Here is a 16,787-nt window from a genome sequence, read left to right as displayed (position 1 = left end):
CCATGGATATCAGGTTTTATGCACCCAGGTGGGGCTCGGAGCAGCTTGGCTGGAAAAGTTTTGTAGACCTTGTTGTAAAACATGCCTATCAGGGCGTGGAAGTTTTCCCTTTGCAAAGTTTGTCTGAAAAAACGGAAATGCTGCATGCTATTGAAGACCAGGGATTAGATATGGTGCTGATCCATGCTGAGCTGACAGAAGGGAAAAATTTTGAGGCTTACAAGAATGCACTGAACAGGAACCTATATACCCTGGCCGAATATCAGACCAGCCGGCTGAAACCCAAATTTATAAATTCTCAGACGGGAAGGGAGTATTATACTGAAGATCAAATGGCCCAATGTTTTGCCATTTGTGATAAGATAAGTGAAGAAACCGGAATCAAAATTATCCATGAAACGCACCGTAATAAATGGTCTTATGCGGCCCATGTGGTTTACCGTTATTTGCAGCAATTTTCATCAATCAGACTTGCACTCGATATTTCCCATTGGGTTTGCGTTTCTGAAAGTTATCTGGAAGACCAGTTTGAAGCGGTGCAGACTGCAATAGCCCATTCAGATCACCTGCATGCGAGGGTAGGTAGTATAGAAGGCCCGCAGGTAACCGATCCGCGGGCACCTGAAAATAGTGAGGCCTTACAACATCATTTAAGATTTTGGGACCAGTGGGTTAAACAACAATATGAAAATAAGGTAAGGGAATGCAGCATTACCACCGAATTTGGGCCGCATCCATATATGAGCTATAAATGTTTCAGCAATGAACCAGTAGCAGATCAATGGGAAATAAATGTTTACATGAAAGATCTGCTCAGACAACGATATCAAAATTTTCAATCATTTTTATGACTATGAATATCTCCAGAAGAAAGTTTGTTAAGCTGGGTTCCCTGGCACCCCTATTTTATATTGGTCCATTTCCTGGGCTGTTAAATGCGATGGAAATACCTGTGGGTAAAAGCCCGCTGTATCAAAGTTTTCTAAACCCTCCTGCCCAGGCCAGGCCATTTGTGCGCTGGTGGTGGAATGGCGGAAGGATTAATGAACAGGAACTGGTACGCGAGCTCGATATGCTCAAAGAAAAGGGTATCTCGGGGGTAGAGATCAATCCAATTGCATTTCCGTCGGGAAATAAGCCAATGGGCCATCAGGTGCATACCTGGCTGGGTGATGACTGGCTGGATATCCTCCAGAAAACACTGGCCGCCGCAAAAGAGCGGGGCATTACCTGTGACATCATTGTGGGTTCTGGCTGGCCTTTTGGGGGCGATTTCCTGGAAAAAGATGAACAGATACAACTGCTTGCGCTGGGAACCAGAAAGCTGACTGGCAACCAGAATTACCACATAAAAAAAGAAGAATTGCTGGCTGATATGGATTTTCTCCTGTCGCACAAAACAGGCACTAAAGAACTGTATGAAGTGCGGCTGGCTCCAGCATATATGGCATCTTTTGATGCGGGAACAACACTTCAGATCGATACCAATGAGTTTAGTGTAAATGTTCCGGAAGGTGACCATATTTTACATTACCTGGTAAAACTGACCGGTTATACAGCAGTTACCCATGGTGCACCAGGCGCTTCCGGACCTGTACTTAACCATTACAACAAAGCGGCCGTCCAGCGGTATTTAAATAGGATGTCGGATGCCATAACCGGAAAAATCGGCCCAATGGGCGATCATTTTCGTTCGGTTTTTGTAGACAGCCTGGAATTAAGGGGCGCTAACTGGTGCAATGACTTGTTGCAGGAATTTAAAAAAAGACGGGGATACGATGTTGCTCCATATCTGCCCTATATTCTGTTTAAAATAAACAAGGCCAGCACTTATAACGGCGGTCAGGTGATCGGAGGGGAAGATGTTACTAAATTTTCCGGGCAGGCACAAGATGATATTGAACGTGTGCGCTACGATTTTGAAATTACCCGTCTCGAACTTTTTGATGAACGCTTTCTGAAAACTTTTGTAGACTGGTGCAAAAAAAACAAAGTCAAATCCAGGGTCCAGGCATATGGACGCGAATACTATACCCTTAAATCTGCCATGCAACTGGATATTCCGGAATGCGAAACCTGGCTTCGGGCAGATGTGGGAACAGATCTGAAAGAAAAACTTTTTGCCAGTGGAAGAGGATATCGGCCGGTTAATAAATTTGTGGCTTCTGCGGCATGGCTTACCGGTAAACGCATGGTGAGCTGCGAGGAGATTACCAATACCTCGCTGGTGTTTAACGACACACTGGAGCGCATTAAAATTACGGGCGATCAAAGTAACCTGTCTGGTGTTACGCATTCCATCCTGCATGGTTTCAATTACAGCCCTAAGGAAATTCCTTTTCCTGGATGGGTACGCTACGGCTCATATTTTAACGAAAGAAATACCTGGTGGCCTTACCTCAAGACCTGGATCGATTACAAAGCCCGGCTTTCGGCTGTTTTCCAGGCTTCAGAAATGCAGTCGGATATTGCAATTATGTTCCCTTCAGCCGATATGTGGTCTAAAGTAGGCCTTCAATACCAGCAGTGGCCGCAGGTAATCCAGCCTGATTATGCCAATAACGTGTGGGAAGCCATTCATCAAAATGGTGGCGGGTGCGACTATATTGATGAGCAGATCCTGGCAACTGGTAAATTCAGCAATGGACAGCTGCATTACGGACCAAGGAGTTACAAGACACTGATGATGCTGGAAATGGAATCGATAGCGCCCGAGACAACAGCCGCGCTTAAAAAATTTGCTGCTGCTGGAGGGCGCGTCATTTTTATCGGCAAAGATCCGGTAAAAACGTTTGGTCTGGCTAACCATAAGCAGCAAGATCAGCAGATAGCTATAGAAATCCAGTCCCTTAAAAAGGCCTATCCTAATCATATCATTTCTTATCCTGCACCAGCACCAACACAATCTATGATAAGCTGGTATAAAGAATTGCTGGCTAAACTTCGCATTCCTGTCTATGTAAACATCGACAAACCTGTTTCGCATGTGAACCAGGTATATTATAAACATCAGGAAGGGGATGTGTTTTTTATCAGCAATTACAACCTGAAAAGCGCACATGAGTTCACTGCTACTTTCCATATCCCAGGGAAGACAGCCTGGGTATGGGACCCGCAAACCGGTAAAAAATACCTGTACCCAACCCAGGGTGCCAAAAACAAATTAAAAATTAGTCTTGACCCGGCTGAATCCTTGCTCATTGTTTTTAACAACGAAACCAATGGCGAGCTTTACCCGGTCAGAAAAGCAATCCATACAAATCCGCAGGCCATCACCGGTACCTGGAAAGTTACCCTCGAAAAAGTGTATGATAGCCCCAGAAAACTGGAAATGCAGCAACTCATAGACTTTAAAGAAGATCCCGGTCTTCAGTCCTTTGGAGGTGTTGTGTATTATGAGAACCAGTTTATGGTCAGCAATCCGGGGCAGTACAATTATCTTGACCTGGGTGCAGTACATGGCATTTCAGCAGTTGAGCTGAATGGCCAGCCTCTGGGTTTCAAGTGGTATGGAAAACATATTTACGACATAAAAAAAGAATTAAAATCAGGCCAGAACACCATAAAAATAAAGGTTACTACAACGCTTGGGAATTATGCCAAATCACTCAAAGATAATGTGACTGCACAGCAATGGACCAAAGCACAGCCCTTGTATTCAATGGGTATGGTTGGACCAGTACGGCTGGTTTAACTTGTTCTTCAGCGCAATAAATGACAATACATTATTATTCCGGATAGAGTAATCATGTATTGTCATTTATTGCTAATCAAGTTCCGCACCAATTATCAATGGAATAGAGCCAATGATGTTGGAACTATTTTCCTGGTTTGATGCTTACTTTTTTGCTGGTTACTGCATTTACATCTGTATCCACATCAACTATGGAGAATTTACCACTGTCAAAAGCTTGACGTATCCTGCCCCCTGTAACTGCATAATGTCCTTTCTTCATCACAAAACGAATCCGGCAGCCAGGGAGGTTCTCCGGCAGTTTATTAGCTATGACAGCTTCATTTGATGTGCTTTTGCCAGTATTGTCACCATTAAAGCTGAGGGTCAGATTCAGCTTGATCTTGTCGTAAGCCTCAATGGGGTTTGAACAGAACCGCAAGGGCTCTGTAAAAGTAAAGGAGTCACGATCGATGCGGATAATCCGGAAAAGACCTAGTATGAGTTCCCAGCGATGTGCCTCACCGCTGCGGCAAACCACACCAGGGCGCATTCTGATGGTTGGGGTGTTGCCTAACGTATCTACGTGTGGTGTATGGATATGGCCGTTGACGATAAGTTTTACTTTTTGTTGGTTTAGAAAAGCTGTATCCGCACGGTTTTGCTTGTGTTGTGCGATGATCCGGAGCTCACCTTTTCCATGGCTTGCCAGAAACTTCAAAAGCTGTTTGCCCTGAAGGCCTGACAAAGGCTTTTTGTCTGGTATGTCAACAACAGGGTCACCCAGGTAGTCGTCCATAAAAAGAAAACGCGTGCCGGCAAAGGCCATTCCAAATACGCGCATGCCGCATAAGGCATTCCATTGCGCGGCTTTTGCCGGATAATCGGTTTCTTTCATGCCATAAAAATCATGGTTACCTGGAACGGAAAATACCGGTGCATTGATGTGCTGCACCCCTCTGTATCCTTTGGCACCTTCAAAATAGTTTCTGAACTTTTCTTCTATGGTAGGCAGTTTAGTGTAGCTCTTCACAGTATCGCCACCCCATCCTCTGGCATCTTTGTTGAACCGGGTGTAATCGTGGATGAGATCACCGGTGACAATCACAAAATCGGGTGCGATGATGTTGGCGACAGTGATAAATTTGTCCAGCAACTGAAGTTCTTCGGCATAACCATCTTTGGCAGACCCCACCCAGTTGCGCGATACGTGTGTATCAGAGATATGGATAAAGCTGTGCTTTGAAGGGAAGGTTTTAACCAGCTTAACGGAACGTCTGGAAATATTGACTTCTCCTGCCGAGTAGACCAAAAGATCATACATGTCTTCCGGACTGTTGACCGGGATACTGACCCAGATCTTGTTATTGGTATACATATGGGTATAGGAGTCGTACTCAAACCGGCCCTTTAATACCGAATCGATTTTAACTTTGATCCGGCTGTAAGGACCTTTGAGTACAATGGAATCAATAATTCTTTCCCCCCGATTGTTATACAGGATGTGAAACTGGCTGCCGGTTTGTGCAATGAGGGGTGAGGCACGGAAAGGATAAACAATGCTTCCGGCCGGTAGAAAAGACTGTGCGCCGACGCTGAGACTGAACAGGCAAAATAAAGTGGATAACAGCTTTCTGATTGAATTTTTTGAGCTCATGGTTCTATGGTGATGTTTGCTTCTTTAGTGATAGATTTCTCTCCGTATAGTCTTGAATTAGCTGCAGAAAATACAACTTTATAAGTTCCCGGAGTTGTATAAGTAAAATTATAAACAGAAGGAACGGGGTCTGATATGCCTTTAACCGGCGTACCTCTGTCGGGGCCCAGGTCAATAGCGTTCAGATTAACTGGTTTACTGATGGCCCATATTTCTGTTTGGACGAGTTTTCCTGCTGCAGTGATGTTACCCCGAAGGGTGATCAATCCGCTGCTCGCATTTACTGAATTTCTACCCGATTCCAGAATCGGGCCGTCTTCTAACAAGAACCATCCAGCTGATAGTTGATCCATGGCTATACTGGTACCTGCATCCGTTTTCGTATGGAACAAGAAGTTACGTACTGCCGTGTTTCTATACACTCCATTTGCTGTGGTTTGCGCTAAGGTGACATAACGAAATGCTACATAAAGGGGCTTAGTTTTATCGTTAACGACAGACGACAGGTCTGCTTCTCCAGAACTGAAGTAATCCAGAGTGGTCAAAGAGAATGAAAATGAACTGGTCAGGTCAGTCCAGGTAGCTGCCTTAATGGCTGCAATGTTTTTTTCTCCGTTATAATTTGAAGAGATAAGGACGGAAAGCTGTTTGTTTTGTCCGCCTGCCTGCAGCCGTGTCTGGAATGACATACTGAAGGTTTTGATGTCCATAATCCTGCCGCTGCTGAAGGCATAGTCATTGCCAACTTGCCCGGAATAAAAAGAGATAAAATCCGGATTCCCATTAAATGTAAATGATACAGGTTCACCAACTTTATATGTGCTTTTTGGAACCTTTACATCAAAGGTTGGTTGCGGTACTTCATTCTTTTTGCAGCTTATCGTAAATAAGGCCAAAAGAAGTACTAATTTTCCTTTTAACTGATTGTGTTTCATTTGATACGGTATTATTAAAATCCTGGGTTTTGTCTCATACTGTTGTTTAAGCTTAGCTCTATTGATGGTATCGGGAGCAGGAGGTTCCGCGCCTTCACGTTGGTGTAGCCATAGGCGCTATATTGCATGTTGCTTGGCGCATTGTTGAGTATGTCGGCCTCAACGTCTTTCATTACGTCCATGAAGATACCCCATCTGATCAGGTCGAATTTACGCAGACCTTCATAGCACAGTTCTCTGCTACGTTCATCCTGAATGATGTGCCTTAAGGCTTCTTTGGAAGGGGCATCTGTGGAAAGGAAGTTTCTAGCCTTGGCTCTTGCTCTTACCAGATTGACTGCGTCAAGTGCAATCTGTGTGGGGCCGTTCACCTCATTTTCTGCTTCTGCGAACATCAACAGCACGTCTGAATAGCGCAACAGCGGGAAGTTTGTTGGACCAAAGTCAGGACTGCGCTGTGTACTGATCTCGTCCTGGATCCGCCATTTACCTGTTTCCCGGGCATAAATAGCGGTTGGAGCGTATTGTAGTGTGTCAGACAGCACAGTGCTTCCATTGGTCCTGAAATAGTAAGTGGCAATGTTCCGGTTTTTACGGACATCATGGATGTCGTCATATTTCAGGTATAGGGTAGCAGTTGTACCAATTTCCCCATAACCATAGAGTTCAGAAGTAGTATTCCTGACTGAGAATTTTTTGGCGAACCAGCCACCTGTTTTCGTTGGATCTGTCAATCCGTTGCCTGTAAACTCAACTTCCCAAATATTTTCGTCAATGTCATACAGGTCTTGTGTATGGTTAATGAAGATTTGTGCATAACCGGAAGCTAATTTATGCTCACCTGATTTGATAACCTTGTCAGCCCATTCTTTCGCCTCCGTAAATTTGGTTACATCTTTTAATGGTTCACCGGCCATTTTCAGGCATACCCTGGCCAAGATACCCTGAACTGCTGTTTTGCTTACCCTCCCTGGAAAACCAAAGTCTTTTATATTCCCTACCAGTCCTTCTGCGGTGGTCATATCTGATAAGATCTGGTCATATATTACTTTTTGTGGCGTTCGGGGATTATTGACATTTTCGCCTGAAAGGGTAGGCGTTAAGACCAAAGGTACATCACCCCAGAGGTGCACAAGTTGAAAATAAAGGAAAGCGCGTAAAAACAGGGCTTCCCCACGGATGCGGCCACGGGTTTTTTCTTCCATTTTCGGTCGGTCGATATTGGCAAGAAGGAGATTGGCATTGTTGATACCGGCATACAAGGCAGACCAGGTTTCAGCAACGAGTGCATTTGAGGCATCATGGTTATACACCCTCGGGTTTACTGCTTCAGCAGAACGTTTGTAAAAACCTTCGTCTGAGCCATGTGCAAATTCGTAGACCAGGTTGCGGCTAAAGGTACCTCTGTTATTCAAAGCACTGTAAACGCCGGTGAGCGCCTGGTCCAGGTCTTTTTCCGTATTGTAATAGGTTTCGGGTGTAGTAAAATCTGTAGGTTTTACATCCAGGTAACGCTTGCAGGAAGCAAGGGTTGTAAGGATAGCGATGAGCGATAGTAAATATTTTGTTTTCATCACGTGAGGTTATAAAGTAAGGTTAAGACCGAATGTTAATGTTCTTGCGCGGGGGTATACCGACCAGTCGAAGCCCGGCGTGAGTGCCGAATCGTAGGCGGAAACTTCGGGGTCATAGCCCTGGTATCTGGTCCAGGTATAGATATTCTGAGCGGAGCAGTACACCCTTAAGCCTTTGATGCTATACTTGTTTAATAATTTTGAAGGGAATTTGTAGCCGAGGGATACTGTTTTCAGGCGCAGGTATGATCCATCTTCAACAACCCTGCTGGAATAAGCTGCAGGTCCGTATCCCAGTGTCCTGTAATAGGTGTTGTTTTGATTTTCTGGTGTCCAGCGGTTGATATAGGTTGCGAACATGTTCTGTGAAGCACGGCCAAAACCTTCAAACACCAACCTGTTGGTGTTCATGATGTCGACACCATAGGCTCCCTGCAGAAAAACACCGAGATCGAAGCCTTTATACGCAAAGTTATTGGAAAAGCCGAAATTGAAATCGGGGTTAGGATTTCCGATAATGGTATAGTCGGACAAATCGGCAACGCCGTCGCCATTAAGGTCTTTGTATTTGATATCGCCCGGTTGTATGTCTTCGCGGGGATTACCGTTGGTTGGGATCTCTGACCTCAGGATATATTTACCGGATGGAAGTTTATCAAAATCTGCGTATTGATAGTTGCCTTCCCAGATCAGTCCGTAAAACATGCCGATAGGCTGACCGATTTTAGCCATATATGGGGGAAGGGATTTATAGCTGGTTTCCCAGTTGATCATGCTGACCAGTGCTTCCTGGTTCTCTGTGAGTTCGAGTACCTTATTGCGGTTGAAAGAGATGTTGAACTGACTGGACCAGGTAAACTTGCTGCTGGAGATGTTGCTGGTTTCAAGACTGACTTCCAATCCATCGTTACGCACCCTGCCTACATTTTTATAAGACCTGGCAAATCCGAGTGAAGGCGGTAAATTGGCATTGAGCAGCAGGTCCCTGGTCGTTTTCCGATATAGATCGACAGTGAGCATCGCCCTGTTTTTGAACAGGCTCAGATCGAGCCCAAGGTCGCTCTGGACGGTGGTTTCCCAGATCAGGTTGATGTTGCCCAATGCGGTCGGGATTAAACCCTTAACCGATGCGTTGTTAAATGCATATATAGCCGAATTTGGCAGGTTAAGGGTAGACATATAGGCGAAATCGGATACCCTGTTGTTTCCGGTTGCCCCTATACTTGCCCTTAATTTGGCGTCGGAAATGAATTTAAGAGGCTTCATAAATTCCTCTTCACTGATGCGCCAGGAGAGAGCCCCTGAAGGGAAATATCCCCATTTATTTCCTGGAGCAAATTTAGAGGAGCCATCAGCCCTGAAAGAGAAGGTGGCCAGGTATCTGGAGCTATAACTATAGTTTACCCTTCCAAGGAAAGAGGCCAGTGTATTGGAAGTGGAATTGGAGGCGATACTTTTTGGCGATCCTTCATCCAGTCCGGATACGCCCAGCAGCTCATTGGGCACCAGCGTTGCATAGGCCCCGAAGCCGTTTGAGCTTCTGCCCTGAATGGTAAATCCGGCAACGGCCGACACTTTGTGGCGCTTTGCAACAGTTTTATTGTAGCTTAAGGTGTTTTCATTCAGGTAGTTGTTGGTTTCCAGATAAGATACTCCGCCATTTACGCCATTGGCAATTCCCTGGGGTGTTAAAGGGCTTCCTGAGCCGGTGAGTGAATTGTCAAATGAATCAGAGCGCCTTGTTGAGCGCGTTACACCACCAGAGATCTTTAATTTAAAGGCGCTCCATTTGTATTCGGCATAGGCATTTGCATTTAAGATATTGGTGTACTGCTCACGAAGCTGATTTTGATAATTCTGAAGAGGGTTGAAACGTTTATCATTAACCAGGTCAATGTCCTGATCTATACTTTCCTCTTCGATGTCGACGTTGGGATTGCCGACTACCGGACGATAGCCCCAAACGCTGTACATGAGTGCGCTGGACTGGAAGCTGCCGCTTTCCGGGACTGGTGAGCCGCCGAATTTTTTAAGGGCGCTGTAGTTCACATTACCACTTACGGTCAACTTATCACTTACTTTCTGATCCAGACGAAAGCGTCCCTGGTAACGATTGTAGCCGGAACTGACCATTACGCCATCCTGACTGAGGATATTGCCAGAGATGGAGTACTTTGTTTTTGCAGTGCCTCCCAAAACTGCCAGGCTGTGGTTCTGCATAGGAGCTACCCTGAACAATTTACTTTGCCAGTCTACCGCCGGTACCGATCTGTAAGACTCAAGGTTTGGCCTTGCACTGTTAAAATATGACTCTTCAACCGTATTTGGATAGCGTTCGGACTGGTATTTGACAAATTCGTAGGAGTCGAAAAGTTCCATTCGTTCCAATACCTCCTGTTGTCCATAGTAACCGTTGTAAGTAATGGAGGAGCTTCCTTCCTTACCGGTTTTAGTGGTAATAATGATGACGCCATTGGCACCGCGTGCACCATAGATGGCAGTAGCGGAAGCATCTTTCAATACCTCGATAGATTCGATATCATCGGGATTGAGGGCATTGTTATCCGAATCTTCCAGAGGAAAACCATCAATAACATATAGGGGGGCATTGGTGCCGGTGATAGAGTTTGCGCCCCTGATGACGATGTTGATGTTTGAACCAGGCTGACCATCGACAGAGTTTACCTGAACACCTGCTACGCGACCCGCAAGGGCCTCATCAAATGACCGTACGGGTGCTTGTTGTATGTCAGACATGTTGACGGAACCCACAGCGCCTGTCAGGTCCTTGCGGCTGACTTCGCCATAACCTACCACCAGTACCTCGTCTAATCTGGTCTGCTCTTCTTTCAATGTGACGTTCAGTTCTGTTTTTCCGTTAATGTCCAGCTCGCGGGACACAAATCCCACATAGGAAAACAGGAGGGTACCATTGGCGTCGGGAACTTTGATGACGTAATTCCCAGTATTCCCAGTTGTTGCTCCTATGCTGCTTCCTTTTAGCTTAACGCTTACCCCGGGGAGCGGCTGACCACCGGTATCTGTTACCCTTCCTTTAATCTCAACAGCCAAAATCCGGCCGCTTGTTGTTTTTGGTTTTATGATCACCGTGTTTTCTTCAATCAGAAAGGTGAGGGGCTGATTGGCAAAGCATTTTTCGAGAACTGCTGTTAACTCTTGGTTTTTCACCTCTATATCTATATGCGGCAGCTTGCTGAGCATGTCTATATTGTACAGAAAGTTATAACCTGTCTGTTGTTTTATACTGGATAAAACATTGGCTAATGTGGTGTTTTTTAGTGATAAACTTACTTTCTGTGCAAAGCTTGCTGCACTTACCTGTATCAACCCGAGTAACAGTAAATAGCATGTTAGTTTAATTCTCATAACCCATTTTGTTTTGTTTGCTTGGCTGAATTTAACGGGAGAAGAGCCACTCCCGGGCAGACCTGCAAGTGAAGCATACGGTGTGATATGCTTCAATAGCTTGTAAAATTTCATATATTTGGATTGTTTGGTTGGTTAATTTTGTTGTAACAGATCAAGGAGACTATTCCCAAACTTTTGCCGGTGGGTGGTTGCAAGCACTCCCGGCTTTTTTATGGGAACAGGTAAATAAAGTATAGCTATGGCATTACGACAATCCTCCTTCCTTCGGTCTTAAAATGAACGGAACCAGTAAGCTCGAGCATCCGGAGAACTTTAGAGACTTCTTCAAACCTGGATATTGTGCCTGAAAATCTTTGATTGACAAAATCTTTATGATAAACTACTTCTATATTATACCAGCGTGCGATTTTGCGCATGATCATACCGATGTCTTCGCCACTGAACTGAAAATAGCCGTTTTTCCAGGCGATAGCTTCTTCCTGATGAACGGAAGCGGTGCTGAATGTTCCTTTGTGTAAGATTGACTGCTGACCTGGCTTAAGGATAATTCCAGAGGCATCGCCCGGTTGGCTTACTTTTACGGAACCTTCCAGCAGGGTAGTTTTTGTACTTTCTTCGTCTGTATAGGCATTGACATTGAAATGCGTGCCCAATACTTCTATGAGCTGACTGGTAGTTTGTACTTTAAAAGGGAGCTGTCTGTTTTTAAATACTTCAAAATAAGCTTCTCCGGTAACTTCAACAAGGCGCTCAGCCGGACTGAATATGGTTGGGAACTTTATGGATGAGGATGCGTTTAACCAGACCCTGGTGCCATCTGGCAGGTTCAGCTGAAATTGTCCGCCTTTAGGGGTGACCAATGTATTGTAAGACCCCGCAGAAGCATCGGCTGCGGCAGGGAGAATCTCATAAACGAGCTGGCCACCGGCTGCTTTGGTAATGCTTACACCGGCCTGTTTACGGAGCAGTCCGGATTTAGCATCATTAAGGTCGATCTCCGAACCGTCTGCCAGCACAAGCACGGCTTTATTAGTGCCCGGAATGATTTTGTTCTGGCTGTAAGTAGTTTTGGACGACCTGATGCTGCCGAAATCTGAAAAATAAAGGACAGAGAAGATCAGGCTGATCACAGCGGCTGCTGCGGCATAACGGTACCATGCAGGTCTTGATTGTTTCTTATTTCTTTTCTTCAGTTCAGTCCATATTTCATCTTCCAGGCTCAGGTAGTCTGTCCCGTTATCCGGGACAGCTATTTTGTTCTGAATTTCTTTTTCGTACCAGCTCTCTATGATCGCTTTCTCATCGGGCGTACAGGTTCCTTCGAGGTATTTTTTGAGGAGTTTATCTGCGTTTTTATTTTCCATCTATACATTACTGTATTTGCACTGTTGCTATAGCTATAAATAGGTTAGCTATGGCATAGGTGGTAGATGAAAAAAATATTTTTTTAATTGGTACTAAAAAACCGGAGGATGAGCAGGAGTAGGCCGAATTTTGGACGAAGAATTTTGATGGCGTTATAGATCTGTTTTTTAACAGTCTGATCAGAAATCCCCATTTTTTTGGCAATTTCTTTATGGGAGAGGTTGCTTTTGCGGCTCAGTTCAAAGACCTCTCTCATTTTCACCGGTAAGCCGGCGATTTCTTTTTCAATTAAAACCGCGAGTTGTTTTTCCCGGATGCCATCTTCAGAGGAACACTGGCCCTCATGTATAAAACTTTCCAGTGAAGCCAGGTATTGGCTACGTACCTTATGTTTATCGATGAGGTCAAAAATTTTATACCTTGTGGCCGAATAGAGGTAGGAGGAAAGTGAGCTGTTGAGGTTTATTTGCCTTCTTTTGGTCCAAAGCGCAGTAAATAGATCCTGTATGACATCTTTGGCTTCATCTTCATTGTGTAGTATTTTGCAGGCATGGCGAAACAATATAGCCCAGTACCGTTTATATATTTCTTCATAGGCATTATCATCAGCTGATTTTAACAGCTCAACCAGGTCATGATCTGAAAGATTTCTATATAAATTCATTAAATGGTTCTATTGTGCCCGTACCCGAATTTACTTAATTCCCTGAAACGCACAAAGTAATTTATAACATTTAATATTGCCATTGTCCTGAATTGAATTGTATTTGTGGCTAAGCATAATTGCTGTATGACGCAAAGGTACCCAGGGTATGTTAATTTATAATTATTAAATTTTTACGAAATCTCTACCACCAGGACCCGAGTACCCCGACATAGAATGTAAAAAATAAATATGAGGATAAACCGAATTACAGGATTTATACTATTGATGCTTTTTTTTGGCTTAAAGGGGTTTTCACAATCTGCGCCGAAAAATTATTTTGGCAACATTCCGGGAATGCTGGAAGAACAGACCGATTCTTTGAGCGCAATGATCCAACAGGTGTTGAAAAAATATCCCCCGAGGATAAATAAAGCTTCATCGGAAAGGAGGCTGGCGCTGTATGCTATCGACGGTGTAATGCATGATACGCGGCTGGATTCGACTAAGGCGCTAAGGGGATTTATAAAAGATCGGTATGAACTGGCGCTGATAGAACTTCGGAAGCCAGCTCCTAAAAAGGGAGCTCAGATCATTAAGTTGTACAACCATGGTTTTGTGATCAGAACGGCTGCTGTTACCATCGGTTTTGACCTGGTGCTGCGCAATATCAGGGCATTGGCCAAAACTCCCGAAGGAGCGGTGGTAAACGCTATACAGATGAAGGAAATTGCAGATCATTGCGATGTATTATTTGTGAGCCACCAACATCCGGACCATGCCGATCTTCGGGTAGCCAAGCTGTTTGCTGCACAACAAAAAGCTGTTTATACCCCTCCAGGACTGTGGGAGGGAGAGTCGCCCTATATCAAAGTGCTTAGAGATACTATCTTGCTGCGCGCGAAGCTGAAATTAAAAAATGGCCGGATGCTGGCAGTGAATGTTTACCCTGGACACCAGGGAGAGGTCTTAAACAATCTTTATGCAGTAACTACGCCGGAGGGATATACGATTATGCATACCGGCGACCAGCACGCCAAGCGGGACTTGCCCTGGTTACGAAAAGTGCATGAGTTGCAAAAGACAGACGTTTTGCTGGTGAATTCCTTTATAGATAATTTTCAGCAGACGGTGGATGAAAGTATCCGTCCAAAGCTCGTGATCAGCAGTCACCAGAATGAACTCGGTCATACCGTTGATCACCGGGGACCATACTGGTTACACTTCAGACTTATTAAAAAATTTAAAACTCCCACGCTGATGATCACCTGGGGTGAGCACTATTTATATCCATAGCCTTATGAGAATACTCCTATACCTTATACTCATCCTATTCAACATAGCTGCGGTAAGCGCAGTTTCCGCACAGACAAAGGCGACGAAAGCGACTTATGTATATACTGATGCGCAAACACTCACAAAAAACGGGCAATGGCCTTTAAATACCAGCGACTATCAGCGGGTGGATACTGTTGGCCGGATGTCCCTGCCTGCAACAGTGCAGGTCCTGGCGCATTGGTCGTCGGGCATAAACATCATGTTTCAGACCAATTCGAAAAGCATTGCGGTGAAGTGGAAAATTGCTAAGTATAGAACGATACCAACCATGACCGCTGTATCGTCCTGCGGGCTGGACTTATATGGCTGGAATGGCACATACTGGCAGTATGTAGGAATCGGAATACCCAGATCGGAAGCTAATACCGATGTGATTATAAAGGCGATGGCCGGGAAGATGACGCACTACAGGCTTTATTTACCTATAGGATCGGAGCCTACCCAGGTGGAAATTGGCATTGATCCCCTGGCCTCGATCAAGCCTGCCGATGAGCATTTCATCCCTAAAAAACGGATAGTTATTTATGGATCTAGTATCACACAGGGCACAGCTGCTTCCCGTCCGGGTATGACTTATACCTCAATTTTATCTAGAAAGCTCGAGGTGGAGACGATTAACTTAGGCTTTAATGGAAGTGGTAAAATCGAAATTGAACTGGCCGAAGCGGTAGCCAGGATTCCGGCAGATGTATACGTGCTGGACTGTGTGCCAAATCCTAGCCCTCAGGAAATAAAGGAAAGAACCTATCCATTTGTAAAAAAACTGCGTAGATTGAGGCCCAATACACCAATTGTGATGATGGAAAGCGTTACCCGTGAAAGGGCTTTCTGGGATTTAGAGTCGCAGGCCAAGGTGAAACAACAAAATGCGGAATTTAAAACTGCCTATAACAGGTTGCTTAAAGATGGAGAGAAGCAGTTGTATTATTTACCCACTGAAACTTTGAACGGGAACGACCATGAATCGTCTGTTGATGGAACCCATCTTACTGATCTGGGTTTCATGCGGCTTGCCGAAACACTGGCGAGGACATTAAAAACAATTTTATAATTTATAGCAATGAAATACACAATTATTATATTCCTTAGCTGCTTCCAGGTGTCTTTTTGTCTGGGGCAAACAAAAAAAGATTATCTTCAGGACGAAAGCAAAGTGGAAAAGTATACGCTTCCGGCATTGCTGAAACTAAACAATGATAAGCAGGTCAAAACCATAAATGAATGGGAAAATAGCAGGCGCCCAGAGCTTTTAAAAATTTTTTCAGAAGAAGTATACGGCCAAACAATGGCCAGTTCAGCAGCGCTCCCTTATCGGATAGTTAGTGTAAACAAAAAGGCACTAAATGGCATTGCAACACGAAAAGAAGTACAGATCTTGCTTTCAAGAGGTAAAAGTGCGAGGCAATTGAACCTCATTATATATACCCCTAATCAGATCAAAGAACCGGTTCCCGTGTTTTTAGGCCTCAATTTTTCCGGCAACCAGGAAATGAATGCAGACACTGGGATAACCATTACTAAATACTGGACCAGATTTGCTAATGAACCTGGCTTTAATTCAGCGGGTATAGCCAATGAAAAAAGTAGGGCAAGATCTGAAGGGCGCTGGAATGTTGAACTCATTCTATCCCGCGGATATGGTGTGGCAACAGCTTATTGTGGAGACTTGCAGCTGGATAGAAAAGACATTTATTCGCTGCCTGATGATTTTAACAAATGGTACGATCCTCAAAAAGAACTCAGACCAGATAGCTCGCAATGGGGGGCAATCGGAATTTGGGCCTGGGGTTTGAGCAGAGCACTGGATTATTTGGAAAAAGACCCCTCAGTCAATGCCAAAAAAGTTGCGGTAATTGGTCATTCCAGGTTAGGTAAATCTGCACTTTGGGCCGGGGCGCAGGACAAGCGGTTTGCAATGGTAATTTCTAACGATTCCGGTGAAGGCGGAGCCGCAATTACCAGGCGGAAATTTGGTGAGACCATTAAAGAAATCAATACTTCCTTTCCACATTGGTTTGCTGATAATTTTAAAAAATATAATGATAAGGAAGAGTCATTGCCGATAGATTTCCACGAATTGATGGCCTTAATTGCACCTAGACCACTCTATGTAGCAAGTGCATCAGAAGATTTATGAGCAGATCCGGTAGGAGAATATACAGCACTTTTTCATGCAGGTGAAATTTATAGATTGTATGGTTTTGATACTTTT

Annotated in this window: 11 protein-coding genes; 5 read left to right on the top strand and 6 right to left on the bottom strand. The window is 44.5% G+C overall.

The features are described 5' to 3' along the window. Positions 1 to 2: 2 nt before the first annotated feature. The gene (locus R2Q85_RS05525) at positions 3 to 851 is read left to right on the top strand and encodes a sugar phosphate isomerase/epimerase (protein ID WP_316810751.1); all 849 of its coding nucleotides are present in this window, start codon (positions 3 to 5) and stop codon (positions 849 to 851) included. Then, positions 848 to 3,694 (top strand): glycosyl hydrolase, encoded by a 2,847-nt coding sequence (locus tag R2Q85_RS05520; RefSeq protein ID WP_316810750.1) that lies wholly within the window; start codon positions 848 to 850, stop codon positions 3,692 to 3,694. The genes R2Q85_RS05525 and R2Q85_RS05520 overlap by 4 nt, the downstream gene beginning before the upstream one ends. Positions 3,695 to 3,818: 124 nt before the next feature. On the opposite strand, the gene R2Q85_RS05515 is transcribed toward R2Q85_RS05520, so the two are convergent. From R2Q85_RS05515 to R2Q85_RS05490, 6 genes are all read right to left on the bottom strand, one after another. Beyond that, positions 3,819 to 5,330: a metallophosphoesterase gene (locus R2Q85_RS05515; protein WP_316810749.1), complete on the bottom strand. Its 1,512-nt coding sequence runs from the start codon at positions 5,328 to 5,330 to the stop codon at positions 3,819 to 3,821. Further along, positions 5,327 to 6,265, bottom strand: a complete 939-nt coding sequence (locus R2Q85_RS05510) for a DUF5017 domain-containing protein (RefSeq protein ID WP_316810748.1) — start codon at positions 6,263 to 6,265, stop codon at positions 5,327 to 5,329. The genes R2Q85_RS05515 and R2Q85_RS05510 overlap by 4 nt, the downstream gene beginning before the upstream one ends. Positions 6,266 to 6,279: 14 nt before the next feature. Further along, positions 6,280 to 7,839, bottom strand: coding sequence for a RagB/SusD family nutrient uptake outer membrane protein (locus tag R2Q85_RS05505; protein ID WP_316810747.1), 1,560 nt, complete (start codon positions 7,837 to 7,839; stop codon positions 6,280 to 6,282). A 9-nt stretch (positions 7,840 to 7,848) separates the two neighbouring features. Then, positions 7,849 to 11,226: a TonB-dependent receptor gene (locus R2Q85_RS05500; RefSeq protein WP_316810746.1), complete on the bottom strand. Its 3,378-nt coding sequence runs from the start codon at positions 11,224 to 11,226 to the stop codon at positions 7,849 to 7,851. Between the two features lie 239 nt (positions 11,227 to 11,465). Further along, positions 11,466 to 12,593, bottom strand: coding sequence for a FecR family protein (locus tag R2Q85_RS05495; RefSeq protein WP_316810745.1), 1,128 nt, complete (start codon positions 12,591 to 12,593; stop codon positions 11,466 to 11,468). 83 nt (positions 12,594 to 12,676) lie between these two features. Beyond that, a complete protein-coding gene (locus R2Q85_RS05490) occupies positions 12,677 to 13,258 on the bottom strand; it encodes an RNA polymerase sigma-70 factor (RefSeq protein WP_316810744.1) in 582 nt (193 codons plus the stop codon). A 231-nt stretch (positions 13,259 to 13,489) separates the two neighbouring features. Between R2Q85_RS05490 and R2Q85_RS05485 the strand changes: the two genes are divergently transcribed. From R2Q85_RS05485 to R2Q85_RS05475, 3 genes are read left to right on the top strand one after another with little or no spacing between them, the layout of a single operon-like run. Continuing rightward, the gene (locus tag R2Q85_RS05485; RefSeq protein WP_316810743.1) at positions 13,490 to 14,533 is read left to right on the top strand and encodes an MBL fold metallo-hydrolase; all 1,044 of its coding nucleotides are present in this window, start codon (positions 13,490 to 13,492) and stop codon (positions 14,531 to 14,533) included. A 4-nt stretch (positions 14,534 to 14,537) separates the two neighbouring features. Continuing rightward, positions 14,538 to 15,626 (top strand): SGNH/GDSL hydrolase family protein, encoded by a 1,089-nt coding sequence (locus tag R2Q85_RS05480; RefSeq protein WP_316810742.1) that lies wholly within the window; start codon positions 14,538 to 14,540, stop codon positions 15,624 to 15,626. A gap of 9 nt (positions 15,627 to 15,635) precedes the next feature. Further along, positions 15,636 to 16,712 (top strand): acetylxylan esterase, encoded by a 1,077-nt coding sequence (locus R2Q85_RS05475; RefSeq protein WP_316810741.1) that lies wholly within the window; start codon positions 15,636 to 15,638, stop codon positions 16,710 to 16,712. Positions 16,713 to 16,787 lie beyond the last annotated feature (75 nt).

This window comes from Pedobacter heparinus (genome assembly GCF_032678725.1).
Taxonomy (GTDB): domain Bacteria; phylum Bacteroidota; class Bacteroidia; order Sphingobacteriales; family Sphingobacteriaceae; genus Pedobacter; species Pedobacter heparinus_A.
Note: the sequence above shows the minus strand (reverse complement) of the source record. Positions and strands in the feature narration are given on the sequence as shown.